A 23,434-nucleotide genomic window follows, 5' to 3' on the forward strand; every position below is an offset into this window, starting at 1 on the left:
AGGCAGCCGAGTATGTCCTTCCATGGAGGAAGTCACGAAGGCTGCCGACTTGATGACGAGACGGCAGAAGCGGCTGATCAGGACTCTGAGGCACAAGGTCACCCTATGTGAGGCGGGACCGCCGCTTACGTCCCTCACAGAGCAGCGAGGCCCTGAACTGCGACGAGGCCACACCGTCACCGGGCCACCGGGGCGCTCCTGCTTCCGCCCCGGCCAGGTGCTGGCCGACCAAGGCAAGGACCCCGATCCGGTCAACGGGCCCGTACACCCGGTGTGCCCCGGACGTGGGGTCGACGGTGCGGACCTCGCTGTGCGGGCCGGCGCACACCAGAGCCCGGGCGATCTCCGGCAGGCCCAGGCTGAGGGCGTCGCAGTCGTGGTCGCGGATGAGCTGCAGCAGGTCTTCGGTGGCTGCCTCCCAGTCGCCGACCTCCGGCCAGCGCGCTCCTCCGTCGAGTTCGTGGGTGAGCGTGGACAGCGGCACGATCTCGCCGGGCCGGCGGCCGTGGACGAGGCGGCCGTGGATGCGGGCGCCGTCGGGCTGCCGTACGCGGGGGTGCAGCAGGGAGGCTGCGGCCACGACGGTGGTGTTGATCTCCTGAGCGGCGGCCGGGTAGTAGGGCTCGTGCGCGAACAGGAGGTAGACGTCCGTGGGGGCAGCCTGGGCGGATTCGGGCTGGGTCATGGGGAGAGTTCCCTTCTGCAGCGGTGCGTTCGGTGCGTGGCGAACTGCCGGATGGGTTGTCGGGCGGCGGCCAGGCGGGTACGGGCCCCGGGACCGGCCGGGGTCGGAGGCCTGGTTCGCATCGGCTGTGCCGCCCTCTTCGCTGCGCTTGAGGATCTGAGCGACCTGGTCGGCGAGTTGGAGCATCAGCCGTTCGCGGGCGATGAGGTCGGCTGAGGCCGAGCGGCAGTCCCGGGTCTGGAGCAGGCCTGCGGCATCCCACAGCAAGCACTGGCCGACCTCGGCCGAGCGGCGCAGTTCGTAGCGGTCGCTGCCGGCGGCGGCCTGGACGAGGGAGGTGTGCAGGACGGCGAGGCGCTGGAGATAGCGGCAGGCGACGTCGCCTTCGACCACGCGGACGTGCTCGCGGGCCCGGCTGTCCAGCCGGTCGGGCAGGTGCTCGGCGAGCAGCGGGGCGAGGAGCATCGCCGGCAGGGCGACGTCGACCGGGACTCCGCGGCGGATGGCGAACAGGCCGGCGACCAGACTGACGAGCGCGACAGCCGCGGCGGTGAGCCGCAGCGATCCGGGGACGGTGCCCAGGGCGATGCGCTGGGCGGAGCGCCGGGTCAGCCAGCGCAGAGCCATGCGCTGCGTGCGCGTCGCGGCCGGGGTGAGCACCCCGATCTGCTGGGGGATCTCAGGCGGGCTGCCGTCGCCGGGGACGGTCCAGGCGAGCCATCCCCAGAGGGTGCGTTCGTGGACGAGTACGGGCTCGCAGGCGGCCGAGCAGGTGTGGTCGCGGACGTGCCCGGTCTTCAGGGCGCGGGAGCGTTCCTTCTCCCACCGCCCCGGATCACGGGTGAAGGGGCGCTCGTGGTGCGCAGCCGCGGTCGGTGGCGTCGGTGTGTGGAGCGTGTCCGTCACGAGGTGCTTCCTTCCAGGTGGTGGTCTGTCAGGGCGGAGGCGCACGTGGTGCAGCGGCCGTCCCCGTCGGGGCGGGCGCGGCGGGGTGTGGGGCCGGGGCAGGTGCGGCAGAGCGGCCAGCCGAGGCAGGCTGGGCAGAGGTCCTCGCCGGGGGCGGTTCCGGGAACGCCGCAGCCGGCGCATTCGGTAAGAGCCCGGTAGGTCAGGGCCTGGCCAACCGTGCGGGCGGCGGCGGGTTCGGCCACCGGCTGCGGCGGCGGGGCGTCCCATACGGGCTGGTCGTGGTGGTCGGCGGCGATGGCGGGCGGCGGGTAAGCCTGGGCCGTGCGCAGGCGGGCTGCGATGATCGCACCGACTGTGGTCCGAACCGGATGGGGCAGGGGCCGGTCGGCGATGACGTGCCGCAGCTGATCGCGGCTCCAGCCGGATTCCAGCATCACAGTGACGACGCGGCCTTGGTCGGTCAGCGCCTGCCCGGTCAGCAGCAGCTCTGGGCGGGTTGCCCCCAGTTCGAGCAGCAGCCGGATTCCCGCGTGCATCTCGGCCGTCGCCGGCGCGGCCGGCGGGGGCGTCGGCGTGTCCGGTCGGTCCGTCCGTCTCGGTGTGCGCGTCGCTTCGCCGCGGCACGGACGGAGGGGTCTGGTGTTCTGCTGAGTGGTCTTCTTTCTGTTGGTGTTCTTAGTGGACCGATCAGCCAACGTAGGGTCATCCACTGGTGGAAAACCCGACTCTGGTTGTGATCTGCTGCTTTGCAGAGCGGGCAGGTCGGTGAGGAAATACGCCGCCGCACCGAGGGTGCCGTCTGGGCCGCGCTCGCGTTCCCGCACCAGGAAGCCGTGCTTCTCCAGCTCCTTCAGCCCGCTCTTGACGGCTGAGTCACCGTCGCGGCCACGGCGGGCGATGTCGGCAACCGTCATCCGCCAGCCGTCCCGGTGCGTGGAGAGCAGTCCGAACAGGCCCTTGGCCTTGAAGGACAGCTGGCGGTCGCGGAAGAGCCCATTGGCGATCTGGGTGAACTGATCGGCCGCCATCACGCCCCGGCGGATCCCCGCCGGGAGGCCGCCGACTGGCTCGGCCTCGGGGGACGTGGTCATCACGTCGGCTTCGATCAGCGCGATGTCCACGGTGGCCGGCCGGTCGGTGATGCAGTAGACGATCTCGCCGAGGGTGCCGTCCGGGCGGCGCAGGCGTTCACGGATCAGGTAGCCGCGTGCCTCGAGCTCCTGCAGGCCGGTGCGTACCGTTTCGCGTCCGTCCGGGCCCAGGCGGACGAGGTCGGCGACCGTCACCTGCCAGCCGTTCCTGTGCGTAGAGACGTACCCGAAGAGCCCCTTGGCTTTGAACGACAGTCCGGAGTCACGGAACAGCGCGTTGGCGATCTGGGTGAACTGATCGGCCGCCATCACGCCCCGGCGGATCCCCGCCCCGAAGCGGCTCACCGCCATGTCCCCGACGCCTGCCGCGCGCAGTGGCCATGGCGGCGCACCGGGCTCGTCGCGGTGGGGCGGCCGGAGATCCTGGGTGTGGAGGCGTGCGTGTGGTCCATGGCGTCAGCTCACCGGCCGACCCCGACCATGCTGGCGGCCACGAGCCCCGACCATCGATCACGATCCGGCAACGGAGCCGTCTAGCTGCCATGGTCGGGCTCATGGTCGGGCCGACCATGAGCCTTTAGCCCGGGTGGTCAGTGATTGCGCAGCCGACTGCGCAGGCACCCACGGGCGTTGCGCAAATGGGGCTGCGCAACTGGCTCGGGGATCCTGCGCAGTCGAGTTATGCCGGGGCGGCTGCGCAGTCCGCCCCGACTTCCGGATCTTCTCTTGCGCAGCGCAGATCTGTCTGGCGCACTGCGGAGGTTCTGTCGCGGCCCGGCCGGCTTCCGTCTGCGCATCGGTGTCCGGGTCCTGTGGCCGGGCGGCAGGTGATCGCGCAGCGGTCGCCGGTCCGGGGAACAGCGCCGGACGAGATGGCCTGTCGTCGGCTCCCGGCTGACCCGTGGTCGGGGTCATGGTCGGGCCGACCATGACCCCAACCACGGACTTCGTGTCCCCATCGTGACCATGGTCGGGGGTTCGTGGTCGGTGGTCGGGTCGGGGTCGACGGGTTTTCTCAAGGTCAGAAACATCCGCCCCTGACCTGGGAGTTTGACCATGTCCCCTGGCAAGCAGGCCTCACAGAGCGAGGCCGCTGCTCCGATGGCGGCCGGCGCACGGCTGGAGGCGATGCGCCGCCGCGTACGCCTCTCACGCGTGGCGGTGTGGACCGTCATCGCGGCCGGCCCCATCGCCCTCTGCCTCGCCGTCGTCTCCACCCCGACCACGGTCGCGGCCGGCCCCGCGACCAAGCCCGCCGCCGCGCGCACCGTGACATCCGCTACCGACCCGGGCGGCTATGCGCAGGTGTTCGTCGGCGCGTGGTTGCGCAGCGACGCGAACGACGAGACGACTGCGCAGGCGCGGCTTGCGCAGTCGATGGCGCCGGATGTCGAGCTGCCCGCCCCGGCTGCCGGTGCGCAATCGGCGCCGAGCTCCGTGACGGCGGTGCGCAGTGCGCAGCGCGGCACCGGCTCGTGGTCAGTCACGGTGGCGGCGCAGTACGCAGGCGGATCGGTGCGGTACTACGCCGTGCCGGTGGCCGCCGACAGCACGGGCTCCTCGTTCACAGTGACCGGTGCCCCCAGCGTGGTGGCCGGCCCGGTCCGGGCTGAGGTACCGAAGTCGCCGTACGCCGTGACCGTCCCCGCGGGACATCTGTCGTCCGCCGTGGGGGAGTTCCTCACCGCCTACCTGACGGGAGCTGGCGAGGTCGACCGCTACCTCGCTCCCGGAGTCAAGCTCACCGCCGTCGCCCCCGCCCCGTACACGTCGGTCTCCGTAAAGCAGGTGCTGGCCGTCGAGGAAGCTGCGGCTGCGGAACAGGTGGCGGCGGACGGCACGACGGTGCGGGTCACGGCCCGGGTGGAAGCCCGGGACGCAGGCGGCCGGTGGCCGCTGGCGTACGGGCTCACGCTCAAGGCCCGGTCAACCAGGTGGGAAGTGGCCGCCCTGGAGTCCGGGGCTGCCCAGGACGGGGGTGCCCGATGAGCACCGTGCACGGCCTGGTGCTCGCCGGGCAGCTGGACGACCTCGGCAACTCGTGGATCTCCATGTTCCAGCAATGGGCGACCAAGGGCCTGCAGGCCGGGCTGATCTGCCTCGTCGTCGTCATCATGATCCAGCGGTTCAGCCTCAAGGCCGGGATCGGCGCCTTGCTGCTGTTGATCATCGCGCTTGGTCTCTACAACGCGCGCAACGACTTGGCGAACATGTTCACCGACGAGGTGAAGAACCCGTCCAAGGGCGCGCCCGCCGCTCCCGGGATCGTCCGGTCCGAACTCCCCGTCTCCCTCGACCACGCGCCGGGCGTCGGAGGCTGGTTGTGAGCGCGGCAGCCACGGCACGGGTGGGCCGCTTCTACACTGCCGCCCGCCGCCATCCGTGGGTGCTGGGCAAGGTCGCCGACTGGAAGATCCCGCTCGGCCCCTACACGCCGGCGCAGATCGTGGTCGCCGTCGGCGGCGGCTTCCTCCTGGTCAAGACGATCAGCTGGTGGTCGTGGATGGGGCCGGTCCCCATTGTCGGGTGGGTCCTGGTCATCTGGATGGTGCGGCGTCCGAAGATGCGGGGCCGTGCCCCGATACAGGCCGCACTCGGTTGGGTGCTGCTCGGCTGGCAGCCCCGCGGTGGGCGGATCGGTGGGCGCGCCGCACGCGACCGTGCTGCGCAGCCGCTGCTCGGCGGCTTCACCATCGAGGACACGCCCGCCCCCGTCCCCGCTGCGCAGGCCGCACCCTCCCGCGCGGTGCAGCGGCGTCCAGCCCGGGCGCCGCGCCCCAGCCCGGCCACAGACCGCTCGACCGTACCCCGCCGCACACCGGCGGTTGCTCCCGCAGCAGCGGCAGGGCCGGTGTCGGGTGTGCAGCAGCTGCTCGCGCTCGCCCAGCAAGGGGGTGCGCAGTGAGGGTTCCCATCCGTCACATCGCCGGGCACCTGGTGTGGTCGACGCAGGGCGGCGTGTGGGCGATCTACCGCCTGCACCCAGGCGCCGACGCGCAGGGACGTCGTGAGGAGACCGTCCAGGGCACCTACGTGCCCGCCGCCGTCCGCGACGAGCAACTGGCAAAGATCACCCACTTGGTGCGCTCGCTGTCCGGGGTCCCGCGCCTGTACGGTCTGTGCGCCCAGGTCGACCCGGGCGAGGTCGCCCTCAGGATGATCGAGGGCATCGAGCCGGCCGAGCAGGCACCCGGTGCGAGCCGCCACCCGTGGGTGGAAAACGTCGAGGCCACCCTCGACCTGCTGGATGACCAGGAGATGCACCGACGCACCCTGTGGCTGGCCGTGCCCCTGCAGACCGACACAGGCGGCCTGCAGGTGTCGGCTTCGCTCGGTGCTGCGTGGGCCGAGGTCGCACCCATGCTGGGCATGCGGCCGGCGCCAGTGGCCGGGCGCGAGGTGAAGGCGTATCGCGAGCAGGCCTCGCGGGTGGAGGCCGCGCTCGCCGGCGGCATCGCTTTCCGCCCGGCCCGTCCGGCGGAGATCGTGTGGATGATCCAGCACGCCCTGCACCGCGGCATGGCCGAGCCGCTGCTGGCGGAGGCCGAGACCAGCGAGTTGTACGGCGGACGGCTCCGTGACGGAGTGCTGCGCTCCCCCAGCTACGCCAACCTCGGGCAGGTCCGCCTGCAGGAAGGCGGCATCTACCCCGAACTCGATGACGTCGACGACCTCAACAGCGCGGGCCGTCTGTCGCGGTCGGGCCGCAAGGCCTGGTGGCGAGTGAACGCCGGCTCGCCGCTCGGGCGGCGCTGGCTGCAGGTTGAGGGCGAGACGGGGGTGGGCTACCAGGCGCAGTTGGCGCTGGCCGAGTGCCCGCCCACGGTCAGCCAGGACGCCGCTGACCTCTTCGCCCAGCTGGAGATGCTCGACTTCCCGGTCGACTACACCGTCGACCTGACCTTGGTGCCCGCGGAGAAGGCCCGCGACCAGGTACGGCGCAAGAAGAACGAGCTGATCGACCAGGCCGACCAGTACGACGCCCGCCCCACCGGCATGCCCGCCTCCCTGACCGAGGCCGCCCGTGATCTGGGCGAGCTCGACACCCGGCTGTCCCGCACGTCGGTCGAGGTGGAGGTGCAGTCGGTGACCGTGCTGACGGTGTGGGGGCCGACCGCCGCCGTCTGCGACGCCCGGGCCCGCGCCCTGGCCGCGCTGCTCGGCGGCGCCGACTACCGCGCCGTGCGCCCGGCCGGCCTGCAGGAGGCCCTGTTCACCCTGGGCCTGCCCGGCACCGTCCGGCCCGGGGTGGTACGGGAGTTCACCCAGCACCAGGTCTCAGAAGACTGGGCGCTGGGCGGGGCCTTCACCGCCGCAGAGGTCGGCGACCCCAACGGCATGTTCCTCGGGATCGACCTGGACTGCGGTACCACCCGCCCCGTCATGATCAACGTGGCGGATGCGCCCAAGGTCGACGCCTCCGCCTCCATGGGCATCGTCGGAGACCTCGGCGCCGGCAAGAGCGTCCTGCAGAAGCTGATCGCCGAGGCGGTGTGGGCGCGCGGCGGCTGCGCGATCTGCATCGACCGCACCCCCGTCCGCGAATGGGCCACCTTCGCCCGCACCGCCGCCAAGGGCCGCGTACAGATCATCGACGCCGCACAAGCCGAGGTGTCCATCGACCCACTGCGCATGTTCGACGGTCCCGAGGGCCGCCACTACGCCCTGTCCTACCTCACGCTGCAGCTCGGCATCGGCCCGATGAGCACCAACGGCGAGGTCCTGCACCACGCCGTCGAACAGGCCGCCGCCGGCGCGCAGCCGTCCATGCACCGTGTCCTTGAAGTCCTCGAGGACATGGCCACGCGCGAGGCGGGCAAGCGGCAGGACGCCGCCGCCACCCTCGCCGGCCTCATCAGGGTCGTCGCCACCAACCCCCTGGCCCGGATGGTCTTCGACCCGACGCTGCCGCCGGTCCGGCTGGACGCCTCCAGCGCCTCCGACATGATCGTGATCACCACGACAGGGCTGAAGCTGCCGCCCAAGGCCGCGTTCGACAAGCCAGAGGTCCTGCACCAGCAGCCGCTGGAGGCACTGATCGGGCGCGCCGTGCTCTACCTGATCGCCGCGCTCGCCCGGCAGACCGCTTTCGAGGACCCCGAGCGGTTCACCGCAGTGGTGATGGACGAGCTGTACTGGCTCACCTCGTCCGCCGAGGGCACGGCCCTCGTCCACGAGATCCTCCACGATGGCCGCAAGCACGGTGCCGGACTCCTGGCTGCCTCCCACGACTCCGAGGAACTCGGACCCGACCGCGGACTGATGGCCTACCGCGCGCTCGCCCGCACCGCCGACCGCGAACGCGCCCGCCGAGGCCTGGAGTTCGTCGGCCTCGACCCGGCCGACGGCGAACTGCTGCGGCTGGTGACCACCGGCCTCTCCCCCGTCGGTCAGAAGGGCCGGGAGGGCGAGTTCCTGCTGACCTGCCCCCGGCAGAACACCGGCCGCATCAAGGTCTCCATCCCCCGCATCCCGCGCATCGCCGCCTCCATCACCACCACACCAGGACGCCGCGCGGGCTCTGCCCCACCCTCCGTACCGGAGCCGCTGGCCGGTGAAGCCGTGCAGGCCCGTCAAAGGGAACACCTCTGATGACTACTTCTTCCTGGGACCGCTCGCGGCGCGCAGCCGCTGTGAGCGTCCTGGCCGTGATCGTCGTCGTGGTTGCCGCGGTCGTGCTCGCCCTGGGGGCGGGCGTGCCGGACGCGTGGTGGCCGCACACGGGATGGGCCTTTGCCGCTGACACTGCGCACCCCTGCACCCAGATCGCGGGCCCGGCCAAGGCGTCCTGCGAGCGCGGCGCCGCGAGCTCCGCCTCCGGCCAGCATGACGCGGCCGGCGGGGTGTGGAGGCTGCTGCCGGCCAGTGCAGGCCTGGGTGCTCTCGTGGTGTGGCGGCTGCGCGGCACCGCTGGGCAAAGGCGGCGCTGACGTGTTCCGTCCCGATCGCGCGGCTCTGCGTTCCGCCGGTTTCGTCGTCGTGCTCACCGGCGTGTTTCTCCTGGTGAACACCCAAGTCGTCTACGCCGCCAGCGGCAGCGGCGAGACCGGCGACCTGCTGGCCCCGCTGAACATCGCCTCCTCCGAGGGAGTACCCATCGACGGGTACGACCTGAACGCCTCCGGCGGCTCCATCGTCGCCTTCAAGAGTCAGGCCCTCGCCTTCGCCCTGTCCGGCCTGTTCACCCTGATCCGGCTGCTGGTAGGCCTGGCCGGGTGGGCCGTCGAGATGGCCTTCCGCTTTCCGCTACTCATGATCCTTTCCCACCCCGCACAGAAGGCAGCGGACACCTACAACCAGGTCGTCGTCGACACACTCGGTGTGAAAGGGCTCTTGCTGGCCTGGGCGTTCGTCTTCGCCGCGTTCATGCTGGTGCGCGGCCGGGTCGGCCGGGGCTTGGGGGAAATCTTCCTCACCCTGCTGATCGGGGCGATCGCTGCCTCGGCACTCATCCGCCCGGACACCCTGCTCGCCCAGTCCGGGCCCCTGGGGCAGGCCCAGCAGGTCGGCACGGAAGTGGCGCAGCAGAGCATGGCCGCCTACGACTGGGGTGGCAAACTCGCCAGCCGCGGCCCCTGCGATGCCATGGCCGGCAACGCCGAACGCACGTGCCTCGCCCAGCCGGGCCACCAGTCCTCCGCAGCGGCGGCGGTAGCCCGCCCGCTGCAGGACTCGCTCACCAACGCTTTGGTCGTCAAGCCGTACATGCTGCTGCAGTACGGGCGCATCCTCGACCCCGGCAAAGCCGCCGACCGCCAGGCCTACGCCGTGCACCTGAAGTGGGTCAGCGGCGGCTACAAGCCCAAAGACGATGTGCCGGGCGGGCCGTGCAGCCTGATCAAGGGCCCGGCCAAGCAGTACTGCCTGGCCGGACAAGGCAGCCCAGCCCCCAGCGCCGACGCCTTGCCGTCGCTGACCGCGGCGGGTGACCTGCTGGATTCACCGCACCCGGTCCTGGGCGAAGACGACCAGGAATTCGCGGCGTTCCTCGCCGATCTGAAGAAGGCCGGGCCGGTCGGCAAGGCCTGCGCGGCTTACGCGGAAAAGCCCACCTGGTGGCGGGTGGGCGGCGCTGGACTGCTCCTGGTTGCCGCACTGTTCGTCTGCGGCATGCTGCTCTCCAGTGCGGTGGTGCTGCTGGGCACTCAGGGCATCTGCGCGGCCGCAGCGGCCGTCGGCGGCGTCACCTTCGTCGCCGCCATGCTGCCAGGACCCCCGCGGCAGAGCGTCTGGAAGTGGCTCTCCCTGTGGGGCATCGCGGTCCTGGCCGTCGTCGGCATCTGTGCGTTCATCCCGTTCTTCGGGATCGCCGTCGATGCCACCGTCACCCATGGCCCGGACCTGATGGTGGAGCGGATCCTGCTCATCGACGTCCTGGCCATCGCCGGGGCCGCCGGACACCGCCGCCTGCTCAGCGGCGTCTCCTCCTTCGGGCGCCGGATGGCGATGCGGATGCGCTACGCCAAGATCGGCGGCACCCACCTGCCCGGCGACACCTCCGAACTCGGGGCCGCGCTCGCCATGAACTCCCCCGCAGCCCTGGGCGGCTACGGCGGCGGACTGCGCCTGTTCACCGGAACAGGCGGCGGCCGGTACGGGATGCTCGGCACCCGCCAGCGCCTTCTCGGCGCACTCAGCTCCCTGGCCGACGGTACGGGGATGCCAGTGGACACCAGCGGCCTGCTGGCCGATGCCACGGCCGAAGCCGGACGCGGACTCGCCCCCCTCACCGCAGCAGCCGCCATCGGCGGGCTCGGCGCGCGGCTCGGCGCCAGGGGCGGGCACTGGCTGCTGATCGGACGACGGCCAGACAAAGAGCAGCTGGCCCAGTGGCGCAAACCCACCGCGGATGGAGATGCGCACGGTGGCGGCCCGTCGGGTGACGGGAGCGATGGGTCGGGCGGCACGGGTCCGCGTCGGCCGGGCGGACCACCGGACCGCTACCGCGACGCCGACGGCCAGATCATCGACCGCAACAGCGGCAAGGTGCTGCACGACCAGCACACCGACCGCACCCTGCTCTCCACGCGGGCACATAATCGGCTGGTCCGTTTCCGCGGTTACCGCATCCTCCATCGAGGCGGCCGGGCCGCGTACGGGGCGACCGTTGGGCTGCCGGCCGATGTGCGCCGCGCGCGGTCGGCCGGCTCGCGCTACTCGCAGGAGGCCCGCCAGCAGGTGCGGGTGTGGGGCAATACCGTGCGCGAAGACGGCCGTGCCTGGCACGACATCGCACGGCACGCCTCCCATGTCGTAGGGGAGAACACCAACGACCGCGGCGGCCCCGGCCCCTTCCCCAGCCGCCGCCTGCCCACCGCAGGCACATCGACCGTCACCTCCCGCCCGGTAACCCCGGCACGGCCAGCGTCCACCGGCCGTCCCCCGGTCCCTCCGGCCCCCGCCGGAGGGACCGCCCAAGCAACGGGTGCCCCTTCCACAACCGCACCTGCCTCAGCGCAGCCGTCACGCCCGGACAGTCCTGGGCCCCGCTCCCGTCCCGGTCTGCACCAGTCCGTACTTCCCGGCGGCGGGAGCGCCAGCGGCCAGGCGCGCCAGGAGGCGCGGGCCCGGATGCGGGAGCTGATGCGCAGGACCGCTCCCGAAGCCGACCGCCTGCGTCAGCAGCGGGCGCAGCCGCCGCAGGACGATGGCGGTGAGCAGGAGTGACACGTTCTGGACGCCGCGTCCGGCGGTGGGGATGTCTGGTGGCGCTGCTGATGTTCGCCGCAGTGTGCTGTGCCGTACCGACGGGACAGGCGCTCAGCGCCTACGTCGCGCTGAGGACGGGTGCGCAGGATGACGGCGGGATCACCGAAGGGGGCAGCGCCGCTGACATCCCTCCCCGGATGTTGGCCGCCTACAAGAGGGCCGTCCAGCAGGTCGGGAAGGACGCGCCGAAGTGTCAGGGCATGCGCTGGCCCGTCCTCGCCGGGATCGCCAAGATCGAGTCCAACCACGCTATGGGCAGGAACATCGCCGACAACGGCGACATCCGCCCGAAGATCTACGGGGTACTCCTCAACGGCTCCGGGCAGGGCGGCAACATCACCCCCGTTCCCGATACCGATGGCGGCAGGTGGGATGGCACCGCAGGCGGCGAGCGCGCCGTCGGGCCCTTCCAGTTCCTGCCCTCCACCTGGGAGTCGACAGGCAAGGACGCCAATGGCGACGGGACGGCTGATCCGCACAACGCAGACGACGCCGCCTTCGGTGCCGCGCTCTATCTCTGTGGCAACGGGCGCGATCTGACGCAGCGCTCACAGCTCCAGGCGGCAATCTTGCAGTACAACCACTCCACCACGTACGTGAGCGAGGTGCTGGGCTGGATCGACCAGTACACCGCGGCCGCCACCGGCCCAGCGACGAACCACCTGACCGGCACGGTCCGCACCGTCATCGAGGCCGCACTCGCCCAGAAGGGGGTGCCGTACTCCTGGGGCGGCGGCGATGCCGGCGGCCCCACCTACGGGATCTGCTGCACTCCCAGCGGCAAAAGCGGCACCGGCATCAAGGGCTTCGACTGCTCCGGGCTCACCCTGTATGCCTATGCCAGGGTGGGGATGCGCCTTCCACGCACCGCAGCCGGACAGGCCGCGGTGGGCAAGCGGATCTCCGCAAGCCTGGGCACCAGCGCACTGCGCCCCGGGGACCTGGTCTTCTACGCCTACGCTCCCGGCCGCGACGCGACGATCTACCACGTCGGGATCTATGTGGGCGGCGGGCAGATGGTCAACGCGGCCCGCCCGGGGACCGTGGTACGCCTGGACGCGGTCACCGCCATGTCCGGCTACGCGGGAGGTGCCCGGCTGCTGTGACCGCCACACCGCGTTCTTCTCGTCTGCTGGTGCTGAGCACAGCCGTGCTCGCCGTCGCCGGCGTCGCCCTGCTCGGCCTTCCTCAGGGTCAGCAGCCACTGGCACCGGCGGCATCCCCCGCTGCTCCCGCCACCACAGATCCCTCACCTCAGGCCTCTTCTGCGACTACGGACGCGCCGGCCCGCGGTGCGCCGGCTTCGGCGCCCACCCCGTTGACACCGGCGGCCGATGAGTTCGCACTGCCGCCGCACGGCGACGGCACGGCCAGCGACACGGCCGTCCAGCGGGCGTTGGAGGCCGCGTGGCCCTCCGATCTTCCCGACAGCGATGCACGCGAACTGCTGGCCGCAGGACGCGCCCTCCTGCGCGCCGACGCTACCGGGATCGGCCGCGCGCAGTGGCCTGCGCTTTTCCCCGCCTCGCCGGGCCTCGCACCAGCGTTCGCCAGCGCCCGGTTCCGGATCCAGGCGGTGATCGCGCGTCGCGATGGCAGCCCGGACAAGGCCGTGGTGCACCTGGTGTGGGCCGGCACCGACCGCGGCGGCACCTTCGCCGACGGCCGTATTACCGACTGGCACTTCGCCCGTAGCACCACACAGAAGGAGGCGTCCACGTGGACTCCGCAGCCCCGTTCGTAACCGGGCAGAGCTCCGCATTGGCATCCGGGCAGTTGCTCAGCCTCGTCCTCGGCATCGTCCATGCCGCAGGCTGGTTGATCACCTACTGGTGGGCTGCGGCTCTCGCCGCCGTCGCGGTCTGGGCCGGGGGCGAGGCAGTGGTGCGCCGCCTGGCACGCAAGGCCTCAGCTGAACGCATGGCACTGGAGCTCGTACCCTCGCGGCACTTCGACCCTGGTCTGGAGGAGATCTTCCGCCGAGGCGTTCAGCTCGCCCGGGCCTCGACGAGCATGCCGTGGTGGGCGCCGCGCCGGTCGAAGGCGGTGCAGGTCAGACTGCGCGCCGACGGCTCCAGCCCGCTGCGCTACCGCATCGAAGGACCAGCAGGCGGCGAACGCCTGCTGTCGATCACGCCGTTCGGTCCGGCTGTCACCGTGAACCGGGCTCGTCCCCTCGCCGACAAGCCCCGCACCCACGTGGTGCGGGCGGAGTTCATCCTGCGGGGTAAGCCGACCGCACCCCTGCGCGAGGTCCCGTTGGACCCCGACCCGTTGCAGCCGCTGGTCGACGCCGTCTCGGACCTGCGGGCCGAACTGGGGGATCTCGCCGAAATCCGGCTCGACATCCAGCGCGCCCCCAAGTGGGAACTGCGGGCACGCCGGTGGCAGCTGATGAGCAACGCACGTCGCGCGGAGCGACAAGAGGCCCAGCGCGCCGCCCGGTGGGTACGGCAGGACGCCACCAGCATCGAGGACTCGCTCACCTGGCAACTGCAGCAACTGGCAACCGGCAAGGGCGCAGGCGGGCGCCGACTGGTCATGCCGCCCGTCCCACGCCGGGTGGACCCGCAGGAGGCACTGGGCAAACTCGCCGAGGACGACCACCTGGTGCGGGTGCAGCTGCTGGTGATGTGCGCGTCCAACACCGAGGGCCGCGCCCAGGCCAGGCTTGCGCAGCTCCAGGCCGCCCTGGATGTGTTCGGCGGCGGTTCGCGCTGGGCGATGCGAGGCTGGCGGGTAGGCCCCTGGCGGTTCGGGGCGGACCGCTGGCCCAGCCGCCGCGGCTTCGAACGCCGCTGGGCTCTGGGGCAATGCCAGCCCCCCCGTCCGAACTGGGCCCGCCTGGAAGAGCTGACCGGCCTGCTCAAGCCGCCCACGGCGCACTGCCGCATGCCGCTGCTTGCCGGCGACCTGCCGACGTTCACGCACGGGGATCCCGAGCTGTTGCTGCAGGGGATCTACCGCAGCCCGGACGGCCGCCGGCGCCTGGTCGCCACCTACGCCAAAGAGACGCTGTTCGAGGTCGGGGTGGGCAAGGCGGGCGGCGGCAAGACAGAGCGCGCCCTCGCCCAGGCGATCGGCTGGGCGCATGCTGCCGGCGGGCTGATGTTCGTCGACCCGCACCGCGACTCGTGGCCGCGTGCCCTGCCGTTCCTCGCCCACGACCACCTCATGGAGCGGATCGCGCTCATCGACCTCAACGCCAACGGCCCATCTCCGCAGCTCGGTTGCTGGAACCCGATCGGCATGCACCAGGGCCAGGTCGCGCACGAAGTAGTCGAGGCGACCGCCGACGCTTACGCGTCCGTTCTCGGCTGGGACGACGCCAGCGCCCCTCGTGCGCTGACCATCTTCACCGCGGCGCTTGCGGTGCTGGTGGCTGTCAACCAGGCCGCCTGCCAGGCCGGGCGGCCCGAGGATCAGACCACCGTCTTTCACCTGCGGTCTCTGCTGACCGACCCGGTCTTCCGTACGGCGGCGCTCACCGCGGTGGAGACGCGCCTGGACGAGGAGACCCGCTCGTGGTGGCGGACAGTGTTCCCGACGCTCCCCACCGACGCGTTCGCCGTCGTCCTCAACCCGATCGCCCGCCTCGCTGCCAACCCCGTCACCCGGGCCTTCCTCGGACAGCCCGCCGGCGTCTACAACATCCGGGCCGCAATGGACTCACGGATGATCGTGTGGGTGTGCCCGGGCGGGAACGGGCCCACCGACCGGCTCATCACCGCGCTGCTGGCCCGGGATCTGCTGCGGGCGGTCCGCTCGCGCCGCGACACCCCCGAAGACCAGCGGGTGCCATTCCGCGCCTACTTCGACGAGCTGATCACCCTCACCGGCGCCGCCCCCGAGACGATCGCCGCGATGTTCGAGGACTTCCGCAAATACCGTGTTCACGTCCACGGGATGACCCAGCTGCTGGGCCGCCTTCCCATGCCAGTGAGGCTGTCGCTGGTGCAGAACGCCTCGAGCTTGGCGTCGACTGCGGGCTCGCAGTCCGCCATCGCCCCGATCACCGCGGAGTGGGGCGACCGCCCCGGCCCGGACGTCGTGGCCGCCCTGGACCGCTTCGATCACTACATGTCGCTGACCGTGGAGGGCCGCCGTGTCGGTCCCGTCCGGATCACCGGCCCCCACCTCGACGAGGTGTTCGCCGACTACGCCCGCCCAGGCCAGGCCGCCGCACTGGAGCGCGCCGCCCGAGCCACCGCAGGCGCCGCCCCGCTGGACCAGCTCACCGACCGGGCTGAAAACCAGCTCCCCCGCGTCCACGACTTCCTCACCCAGCACTCCTCCACGTCAGCCGTCCATCTACAGAAGAAGGGCTACAAGTGAGCACCGCCTTCGAGACCAGGCCCTCCGCCCATAAGCCCAGCCCGGTCGAACCGCTGCCGCATCAGCTCCTGGCCGTGCTCGGCCAGCACCGGATGGCCACTACGCATCAGCTCCACGACCTGCTGCGGCCCGGCGCAGCACGGCAGACCGTCTCCGCGCCGCTGAACCAGCTGCGCCGCGACGGCCTGGTGGACTACACCGTGCTGCCGCAGTCCAACCGGTCCCGCGCCTGGTACCTGACGAGCGAAGGTGCCCGGCTGACCCGGGACTTCCCCGCCCTGCGCGGCCGTCCCGCCTACCCCATCAGCTCAGCCACAGCAGCCTCCCTGAAGACGCCCCACACTCTGACGGTGCTCCGCACCCACCTCGCGTTCGTCGCCGACGCCCGTGAGCGGGGCGACGAGCACGGCCACCTGGACTGGACACCGGAGGTCGCCCACCCGCTGAGCGACGGCGAACGGGTCATCGCAGACGCGGTCATGCACTACACCCTCATCGAGGGTGAGGAGCGCACCAAGCTGCGGGCGTTCGTCGAAGTCGACCGGGCGACCATGGGCAGTGAGCGGCTCGCCTCCAAGCTGATCGAGTACGCCCGGCTGTGGTCCTACGAGCCGCAGCCCGTCGGCCGGCCCCGCTCACGGCCGCAAGCCGCTCTCGGGGCGGTGTGGCTGCGCTGGTACCCCCTGTTCCCCAGGGTGTTGTTCGTCCTGACCGGCGCCTCCCGGTACGTCCTGGACCACCGGATCAGTGACCTGCAGGCCATGGCCGCCCAGCACCCATTGGTGGACGCGCTGGCCCGACAGGTGCCGATGGGCGCCGCGATCCTGGACGACCTCGAAGAGCAGGGGCCCACGAGTGAGGTCTGGGTACCACTGACGGGCGGTGGTTCACGGCCGTGGACCCAGCTGTGACACCCATCGCCGGCGTCACCACCCCGAAGAACCGACGCGTCGGTATCTCCTTCGTGCGCGCAGCGGACGTGCACAGTCGATCCGACCCGGCGCAGCAAAGGCACGGAGCTACAAGTCGACATCCAATGGCGGAAGTGACCAGATACGCCCCGAGTTGTACGAGGGGACTTCAATATCAAGCTGGGAATGGGGCTGGCATATGCGTAATCTTGCGGTCACGCAAACGGACCGCCTTGGCTGGAACGGGCCGCGGTTGCAGGCCCACGGATGCCGAAGGCCGGCTGCACCGGCCCATCGCATCGCGTCGCACGGGGAGTCAACGTGACAGCTGCACGACCACGTTCATCGGGCCTCAGCGCTGCGGTTCGCGCCCGGAGGCACGTAACCGCTCTGCTCGTTGCCGGCGCCCTGCTGACGCTGGCCAGCTGCAGCGACAGCGACTCGGACGCGCCGTCGTCGACGCCCAGCACTACTCCCGCTGCTGTCTCGCCGTCCGTCAGCGCCGCTGCGGGCGCGGAGGGCGCCGCTGCCCTTGCGGCGTACAACAGTTCCTGGGACGCGCAGGTCGAGGCCTACAGCAAGGCCTCCGACGCAGGCACCGATCTGAAGAAGAACACCACCTTGCGCGCGCTGTTCGATATCGAGCACGACCTCGAGGTCATGCGGAAGGCCGGGCAGGTCACCACGGGAAAGCCGGTGATCAGTCCAAAGGTCGTGAAGGTGAGCGACGCCAAGATCCCCACGGCCACGGTCACGGACTGCATCGACACGACGCACTGGATCCTGATCGACAAGGTCTCGAAGAAGCCGGTCCCGCTGCCCACGACGCGGCTCATCAAATACGTCAGCACCGCAACGCTTGAAAAGTGGGGGAAGACGTGGATGGTCACAAAGCTGACCGCTCAAGAGCAAGCCTGCTAGCCCGCCGCCTCGCTGCACTGATCGGCCTCTTTGCACTGGCCTCAGCAGGGATCGCGCAAGCCGACGATGATCCGGACGTCGGTGCGGGCAAGTGCCAGGTCATCAAGTTCTGCGTCGATGTCGGTGTTGGTGAAGAAACCGGCGGCAGCGGCGGGCAGGCGGGTGGCTCACAAGGCGGCGGCGGGAAGGGCGACAGCAAGGCGGAGTGCACGTACCAGAAGGTCGATCCGAAGCCTCCCGCCGCGTGGCCGGGGTGGAAGGGCGCCGACCCCACGAAGAACGACGTGTACTTCTACGGGTGCACGGACGGCGGCCAGGACAACCCGGACGGCTTCGTTGTCGCGCCCCTGGGGCAGCCTCCGGCACCGCAGGTCGATCCGCGGGTGCTGGCTCAGCGTGCCGTGGACTCCATGACCCTGCTCGGTCCGGACATCGCCAGCCCGCGCGCGGCCGGGAAATACACGGTGGGCGTCCCGATGTGGATGTGGGTCAACCAGAGCGCCACGACCTATGGACCGAACACCGCGTCGGCCACGGCAGGCGGGGTCACCGTCACCGCGACCGCGAAGGTGTCGAGGATCGTGTGGGCGATGGGCGACGGCTCTACCGTGACCTGCAACGGCCCCGGCACGCCCTACGCCTCCTCCCAGGGCATGGCCCAGTCCCCCACGTGCGGACACCTGTACTCCAAAACCTCAGCCCGTGCACAGAGTGGCAAGTTCCCGGTGACCGCGACCTCGACGTGGACGATCAACTGGCAGGGCGGCGGACAGGCCGGCCAGCTCACCGAGGTCAGGCAGACCGACGTGCAGGTGGCGGTCGGCGAAGTACAGGTCGTCAGGTAACGCAGCCGGAAGGACAGAACGGTGAGCAAGACCCAAGAACGTGCAGATACCGTCCGCTCGAACGGAGTTCCCCAGCAGGGACGGGCTGCCGGGCCGGTGGCCCCGCCGCGGGTGTCGGCGCGCAGACGGCGGCCGGGGATCATCGCCTTGTCTGTGGCGCTGATCGCCGCCGGTGGCGCCGGAGTTGCCGTCCTGCTCCTGCAGGTCGGCAACCGCACGGACGTGGTCACCGTGGTTCGCGATGTGCAGGTCGGCCAGGTCCTCACCGAGAACGACCTGGGCAAGGCCTCCGTCGCCCTGGACCCGGCCGTCAAGGCGGTACGCGCCGACAGCCTGAAATCGGTGGTGGGCAAGCGGGCAGCCGTGGAGCTCAAGCCCGGCTCCCTGCTCGCCCCGTCGCAGGTGACGAAGGAAAACCTGGTGAAGGCCGGCGAGCAACTGGTGCCGATCGGCCTGGAACCCAAGCAGATCCCGGCCACCGCTCTCGTGCCGGGACAGAAGGTGCAGCTGGTGCACGTCCCGGCCCAGGGAACGACGGACACCGGCAAGACGTCCGACGCCGCGCCGCGGACCATCGACGGTCGGGTCGTGCGAGCCTCCGGCGCCGCCCCCGGCACCGGGATCGTGGTCGTCGACGTGGCCACCTCCGCCACCGAGGGCCCCAAGGCCGCCGCGTGGGAGGCGACCGGCACCCTGCGCCTGGTCCTCGCTGCCCCGGACGGTAGCTGATGGCCGTCATCGCCCTCGCCGGGTGCAGCGGCGCGCCCGGAGTGACCACGAGCGCCCTGGCACTGCTGCTGTCGTGGCCGCTTCCGGCGGGCCGACGGATGATCCTGGCCGAGTGCGACCCAGATGGCGGAGCCGTGCTGCACGGGCTGCTGCAGGGCACGCTCGGCGACCGCTACGGCTTGCGCAACCTCTCGGTCGCCGCCCGCAAGGGCGAGTTCAGCGAAGCCTTCTGGCGGCAGCTGATCGACCTCAGCAGTGAGGACGGCAAGCAGGACTCCCCGCGCGACCGGCTGCTGCTTCCCGGCATCACCGATGCCTCGCAGTCGGCGAGCCTGGGTCAGGTCTGGCAGGTCCTCGCGCAGATGTTCCGCGGCATCGAGGCCGAGAGCGGCCACGACGTCCTCATCGACCTCGGACGCCGCGGGGCCTACGGGCCCTCCGGCGTACTGGCCGACCAGGCCGACGCCACGTTTGTGGTCGTCCGCAATACCCTTCGCTGCCTGCAAGCAGCAGAGGGCCGGGTGCGCGCGCTGCAGGAGCGCGTCGGCGACGTCAGCGTGCTGATGATCAACGAGGGTCCGTATCCCGCGGGCGAGGTACAGCGCGTGCTGCAGGTGCCGGTGATCGCCACGCTGCCGTACGCGCCGAAGGACGCCGGCGTGCTGTCCGACGGCGCCGAACAGCCGCGCCACTTCCCCAAGTCGCCGCTGATGAAGGCCGCCCGCACCAGCAGCACGCTGCTGGTCCAGCGGGCTGCCATGCGCCGGGCCCGGCTCGATCCCCGCGGTGCCCGTGCTGCAGGCGGGGAGGTAACCCATGCGCGCTAGGCCTCTGCACCACGACCCCTCGGTGGCACCGGTGCCCCAGGAGCGGGGGCAGCAGATCAACGCAGTACCGGCCGTTGCTGGTACTGCCTCCAGTTCGCAGGCGCTCGGTACGGCGGTTCCGCAGATCAACGTCGACTACCGGGTGGCCCGGGACATCGCGTCCCAGGTCGCCAAGCAGCGCGAGGAACTGATCAAAACGAAGCCCGCCATGGACCGGGCCAGTGAAGAGCAGCGTTGCCTGACCTGGATCGCTGAGGCGGTCGCGCTGTGGTCGGATGCCCAGGCGATGACGCCGCAGGAGGATGAGGCGCTGCGCCGCGCCGTGTATGACCTCCTCTTCCGGGCTGGCCGGCTCCAGCCGTACCTGGACGATGACCGGGTTGAGGACATCATCATCCAGGGCCCGCACGAGGTGTGGCTCGACTACGGCGACGGCGAACGCCGCCGGGTCGGCCCGATCGCGGACTCGGAAGAAGAACTGCTGGAGCTGCTGCGTGAGCTGGCCCGAGGATCTGGGCATAGCGAGCGCACCATCTCGACCGCGAACCCTACCCTCGCGCTGTCCCTGCAGGACGGCTCCCGCCTCCAGGCCATCACGGGGCTTGGGCCGATGACCTATGCGGTCATCCGCCGGCACCGGGTCTCCCACGCGGATCTTGACGACCTGGTGCGGCTGGGCACGATCGACCCGATCCTGCGCCAGTTCCTCGGCGCCGCCGTGCGCGCCGAGAAGAACATCATGATCGCGGGGAAGCAGAAGGCCGGGAAAACGACCTTGATGCGGGCGATGCTGAAGGAGTTCGACCCGGAGTGCCGGTTCGCGACCATCCAGACCGAGGACGAACTGTTCGCCCACCAAAACGGCTATCACAGGCAGGTCGTGTCCCTGATTGGGCGGGAGTCCAACGGGGAGAAGGACGTCACCGGCCGCGGCGCCGGCGAGGTCTCGCTGTTGGACCTCATGCATCCCGCGCTGCGGATGTCGCTGGAGCGGATCGTGGTCGGCGAGGTCCGCGGCCCCGAAGTCGTCGCCATGATGCAGGCGTTGACCAACGGCTCTGGCGGCAACCTGTGCACCATCCACGCCCGGCGCCCGGACATCATCTTCGACCGGATCGCCGAGCTGTACGCGCTCGCCCAGGAGAACCTCTCCGAGCAGCTGGCCTACCGGCAGACTGCCAACGGTCTGGACTTCATCGTGTACGTCGACATGACGGACGAGACGCAAATCGGCGGCCGCCGCCACCGCTACGTCTCCCACGTCCTGGAACTGACCGGGATCGGCGAGAACGGCCGGCCCGCCACCAATGAGGTCTTCTCCCCCGGCCGCGAGTGGGGGGAGCTGCGGGCGGTGCCGCGGATGGACCCGGGCTGCATCGATGACCTGCGCCGCGTCGGCTTCGACTCCAGCCTCCTGCAGGAGCCGTCTGGTGCCTGGTCGGCGCCGCTGCCGCTGAAGGTGGGGGCGGGCCGATGATCCTTGTGTGGGCGCTGTTGTCCGGGATGGCTGTGGTCGGCGGCCTGATCGGCGTCGTGGCGGGTGCCGTAGGCACGACTGCGCCGCGCCGGGCCCCGCTGCTCCAGCGCTGGCAGGCAGGCTTGCGCGGGGGGAACAACCAGAGCGAGGACGCACGGATGCGGCGGCGGACCCTCATGGTCGCGTCCGTCGTGGTCTTCGTGGCCGTGTGGCTGGTCTCGGGGAACTTCGTCGGGGGTGTGCTGCTCGGCGCGGCCGTCATCGGCGTGCCCTGGCTGATCAGCCCGGCGCAGATGGCACAGGACCGCATCGGCCAGCTGGAGGCGCTGAGCGAGTGGACGCAGCGGCTGGCGGGGCTGCTGCGCCTCGGCATGGGCCTGGAGCAGGCGATGATCACCAGCCGTCAGGGGGCGCCGGACGAACTCGCCCCGCAGATCATCAACCTGTCCGATCGGCTGCGCCTGGGGTGGCGGCCGGACGGAGCGCTGCGCGCGTTCGCCGAGGAACTGGACGATGTCACCGCGGACAAGGTGGTCGCCGCCCTCATTCTGTCGGTCAACGACCGCGGCCCGGGCCTGGCGCAGGCACTGGAGGATCTGTCGGGCACCGTTCGCGAAGAGGTCGCCAAGAAGCGAGCCATCGAGGCGGACCGCGCCAAGCCCAGGACGACCGTGCGGTGGATGACCATCATCACCGTGGGCGTCGTGGTGGCCGGGTTCTTCGTGCCGTCCTACACCAAGCCGTACTCCACGCTGCTGGGACAGCTCGTGCTGGCCTTCCTGACGACCGCCTTCATCGGCGTCCTCGCCCTGATGCGGCAGCTCGGTAACTTCCGGCGCATCCCGCGCTTCCTGGTCACCGACCCGGCCAGCACCGTCCGGCTGCCCGCGCCCGCGCCGGACCCGCCGATCACCGCACGCGAACCGGAAGGAGCCGCGTCGTGAACCTGCTCCCCGTTGTTGTATCCGGCGGCACCGTCGGTGCCGGCTTCGCCTTGCTGATCCGGGAATTCCTGCAGCCCCAGCCCGCGCTGGGCCCGGCCCTCAGGCGCAGTACCCCGGCTACGTTGACGATGCCCGAGCGGGAGCTGGACCGCGACGAGGTGTGGGGCCGGTGGCTGCTGGCCCGCCTCGAGCGGCTCCCGGGCGTGAAGGTCCCCACCGTGAACCTGGCCCTGCTCGGGCAGGGGCCCGGCCAGTTCATGCTGAAGAAGGTCGCGTTCGCTGCTCTGGGTCTGCTCTGCCCGGTGATCGCGACGATTCCGTGGCTCATCGCTGGCGTGGGCCTGCCGTTCTACGTGCCTTCGGTCGTCGGGCTCATCATCGCCGGCCTGCTGTTCATCACGCCCGATCTCGCCGTGCGCGACCAGGCCAAGCGGGCGAGGGAGGAGTTCGCGCACGCCCTGTCCGCCTATCTCGACCTGGTCGCCCTCAAGCGGGCCGCGGACGCCGGCCCCGCCGAGGCGCTGGAGAAGGCCGCCGAGGTCGGCGAGGGCTGGCCCTTCCTCTATCTTCAAGGCGCGCTGCGCCGGGCCCGGCTGGAGAAGATCCCGCCATATCAAGCGCTCACGGAACTCGCCCACGAGTACGACCTGCCCGTCCTGGATGACGTCGCCGACATCATGCGCGGCTCAGCCACCGACGGCGCCGCCGTCTACAAGGCCCTCCGGGCCCGTACCGCGGCGCTCAACGCCGAGTTGCTGGCCGATCAGGCCGCCGAAGCGAACACGGCCAGCGAGAAGATGACCGCGCCCGGAGCCCTGCTCGCCGTCTTGGTCATGCTCTTGATGGCCTTCCCCGCAGTGATCCGCATGCTGACCGTCTGAGACCAACCACGACTCGTACAACGCTCCAGAGAGGTCAAGAACATGAGGTACACCGCAGCCCGCACGCGCCGTGCTGTGACCCGGCTGACCACCCACCCCTACGCCAGCCCGGACAAGGCTTCCCACCGGCCCGCCCACGGCAGCCGAGGCTCCCGCGTCATCGGACGCGC

At 71.0% G+C, this 23,434-nt stretch carries 19 protein-coding genes; 17 read left to right on the plus strand and 2 right to left on the minus strand.

Annotated elements, in window-relative coordinates; translation table 11 throughout:
- Positions 1 to 103: 103 nt before the first annotated feature.
- A complete protein-coding gene (locus tag ACZ4MU_RS30390; protein WP_467882643.1) occupies positions 104 to 1,591 on the minus strand; it encodes a hypothetical protein in 1,488 nt (495 codons plus the stop codon).
- On the minus strand, positions 1,588 to 3,030 hold the full coding sequence (locus ACZ4MU_RS30395; RefSeq protein ID WP_467882840.1) for a hypothetical protein: 1,443 nt from the start codon (positions 3,028 to 3,030) through the stop codon (positions 1,588 to 1,590). The genes ACZ4MU_RS30390 and ACZ4MU_RS30395 overlap by 4 nt, the downstream gene beginning before the upstream one ends.
- A gap of 711 nt (positions 3,031 to 3,741) precedes the next feature.
- On the opposite strand from ACZ4MU_RS30395, the gene ACZ4MU_RS30400 reads away from it, so the two are divergent.
- The 17 genes from ACZ4MU_RS30400 to ACZ4MU_RS30480 all read left to right on the plus strand — a co-directional run bounded on the left by ACZ4MU_RS30400 (position 3,742) and on the right by ACZ4MU_RS30480 (position 23,264).
- Positions 3,742 to 4,674: a conjugal transfer protein gene (locus tag ACZ4MU_RS30400; RefSeq protein ID WP_467882646.1), complete on the plus strand. Its 933-nt coding sequence runs from the start codon at positions 3,742 to 3,744 to the stop codon at positions 4,672 to 4,674.
- Positions 4,671 to 5,012: a hypothetical protein gene (locus ACZ4MU_RS30405; RefSeq protein WP_467882647.1), complete on the plus strand. Its 342-nt coding sequence runs from the start codon at positions 4,671 to 4,673 to the stop codon at positions 5,010 to 5,012. Before ACZ4MU_RS30400 ends, ACZ4MU_RS30405 begins: the two co-directional genes overlap by 4 nt.
- The gene (locus tag ACZ4MU_RS30410) at positions 5,009 to 5,590 is read left to right on the plus strand and encodes a hypothetical protein (protein WP_467882650.1); all 582 of its coding nucleotides are present in this window, start codon (positions 5,009 to 5,011) and stop codon (positions 5,588 to 5,590) included. The genes ACZ4MU_RS30405 and ACZ4MU_RS30410 overlap by 4 nt, the downstream gene beginning before the upstream one ends.
- Entirely contained in the window at positions 5,587 to 8,277 is a 2,691-nt protein-coding gene (locus ACZ4MU_RS30415) for an ATP-binding protein (protein WP_467882652.1), read from the plus strand. The genes ACZ4MU_RS30410 and ACZ4MU_RS30415 overlap by 4 nt, the downstream gene beginning before the upstream one ends.
- Positions 8,277 to 8,615 carry a hypothetical protein gene (locus ACZ4MU_RS30420; RefSeq protein ID WP_467882655.1) on the plus strand — a complete coding sequence of 113 codons (339 nt, stop codon included), beginning with the start codon at positions 8,277 to 8,279 and terminating at the stop codon, positions 8,613 to 8,615. The genes ACZ4MU_RS30415 and ACZ4MU_RS30420 overlap by 1 nt, the downstream gene beginning before the upstream one ends.
- Position 8,616: 1 nt before the next feature.
- Positions 8,617 to 11,352, plus strand: coding sequence for a hypothetical protein (locus ACZ4MU_RS30425; protein WP_467882657.1), 2,736 nt, complete (start codon positions 8,617 to 8,619; stop codon positions 11,350 to 11,352).
- Positions 11,353 to 11,390: 38 nt separating this feature from the next.
- Positions 11,391 to 12,500, plus strand: coding sequence for a C40 family peptidase (locus ACZ4MU_RS30430; RefSeq protein ID WP_467882659.1), 1,110 nt, complete (start codon positions 11,391 to 11,393; stop codon positions 12,498 to 12,500).
- On the plus strand, positions 12,497 to 13,138 hold the full coding sequence (locus ACZ4MU_RS30435) for a hypothetical protein (RefSeq protein ID WP_467882661.1): 642 nt from the start codon (positions 12,497 to 12,499) through the stop codon (positions 13,136 to 13,138). Before ACZ4MU_RS30430 ends, ACZ4MU_RS30435 begins: the two co-directional genes overlap by 4 nt.
- Positions 13,114 to 15,729, plus strand: coding sequence for an ATP/GTP-binding protein (locus ACZ4MU_RS30440; protein WP_467882663.1), 2,616 nt, complete (start codon positions 13,114 to 13,116; stop codon positions 15,727 to 15,729). Before ACZ4MU_RS30435 ends, ACZ4MU_RS30440 begins: the two co-directional genes overlap by 25 nt.
- Positions 15,726 to 16,640 (plus strand): replication-relaxation family protein, encoded by a 915-nt coding sequence (locus ACZ4MU_RS30445; protein WP_467882665.1) that lies wholly within the window; start codon positions 15,726 to 15,728, stop codon positions 16,638 to 16,640. Before ACZ4MU_RS30440 ends, ACZ4MU_RS30445 begins: the two co-directional genes overlap by 4 nt.
- A 321-nt stretch (positions 16,641 to 16,961) precedes the next feature.
- Entirely contained in the window at positions 16,962 to 17,561 is a 600-nt protein-coding gene (locus ACZ4MU_RS30450) for a hypothetical protein (RefSeq protein WP_467882668.1), read from the plus strand.
- A complete protein-coding gene (locus tag ACZ4MU_RS30455; protein ID WP_467882671.1) occupies positions 17,507 to 18,406 on the plus strand; it encodes an ATP/GTP-binding protein in 900 nt (299 codons plus the stop codon). The genes ACZ4MU_RS30450 and ACZ4MU_RS30455 overlap by 55 nt, the downstream gene beginning before the upstream one ends.
- Before the next feature lie 138 nt (positions 18,407 to 18,544).
- The gene (locus ACZ4MU_RS30460; protein ID WP_467882842.1) at positions 18,545 to 19,135 is read left to right on the plus strand and encodes an SAF domain-containing protein; all 591 of its coding nucleotides are present in this window, start codon (positions 18,545 to 18,547) and stop codon (positions 19,133 to 19,135) included.
- Positions 19,135 to 19,962, plus strand: coding sequence for a hypothetical protein (locus tag ACZ4MU_RS30465; protein ID WP_467882673.1), 828 nt, complete (start codon positions 19,135 to 19,137; stop codon positions 19,960 to 19,962). Before ACZ4MU_RS30460 ends, ACZ4MU_RS30465 begins: the two co-directional genes overlap by 1 nt.
- On the plus strand, positions 19,952 to 21,439 hold the full coding sequence (locus tag ACZ4MU_RS30470) for a CpaF family protein (RefSeq protein ID WP_467882675.1): 1,488 nt from the start codon (positions 19,952 to 19,954) through the stop codon (positions 21,437 to 21,439). Before ACZ4MU_RS30465 ends, ACZ4MU_RS30470 begins: the two co-directional genes overlap by 11 nt.
- Entirely contained in the window at positions 21,436 to 22,383 is a 948-nt protein-coding gene (locus ACZ4MU_RS30475; RefSeq protein WP_467882677.1) for a type II secretion system F family protein, read from the plus strand. The genes ACZ4MU_RS30470 and ACZ4MU_RS30475 overlap by 4 nt, the downstream gene beginning before the upstream one ends.
- A complete protein-coding gene (locus ACZ4MU_RS30480; protein WP_467882679.1) occupies positions 22,380 to 23,264 on the plus strand; it encodes a type II secretion system F family protein in 885 nt (294 codons plus the stop codon). The genes ACZ4MU_RS30475 and ACZ4MU_RS30480 overlap by 4 nt, the downstream gene beginning before the upstream one ends.
- The last annotated feature ends 170 nt before the right edge of the window (positions 23,265 to 23,434 follow it).

It is taken from the genome of Streptomyces sp. NPDC026377 (genome assembly GCF_055567715.1).

Bases quoted from the DNA above. Each gene is read 5' to 3' on its own strand.
- ACZ4MU_RS30400 (WP_467882646.1), top strand. From the start codon at position 3,742: ATGTCCCCTGGCAAGCAGGCCTCACAGAGCGAGGCCGCTGCTCCGATG.
- ACZ4MU_RS30405 (WP_467882647.1), top strand. From the start codon at position 4,671: ATGAGCACCGTGCACGGCCTGGTGCTCGCCGGGCAGCTGGACGACCTC.
- ACZ4MU_RS30420 (WP_467882655.1), top strand. From the start codon at position 8,277: ATGACTACTTCTTCCTGGGACCGCTCGCGGCGCGCAGCCGCTGTGAGC.
- ACZ4MU_RS30465 (WP_467882673.1), top strand. From the start codon at position 19,135: ATGGCCGTCATCGCCCTCGCCGGGTGCAGCGGCGCGCCCGGAGTGACC.
- ACZ4MU_RS30470 (WP_467882675.1), top strand. From the start codon at position 19,952: ATGCGCGCTAGGCCTCTGCACCACGACCCCTCGGTGGCACCGGTGCCC.
- ACZ4MU_RS30475 (WP_467882677.1), top strand. From the start codon at position 21,436: ATGATCCTTGTGTGGGCGCTGTTGTCCGGGATGGCTGTGGTCGGCGGC.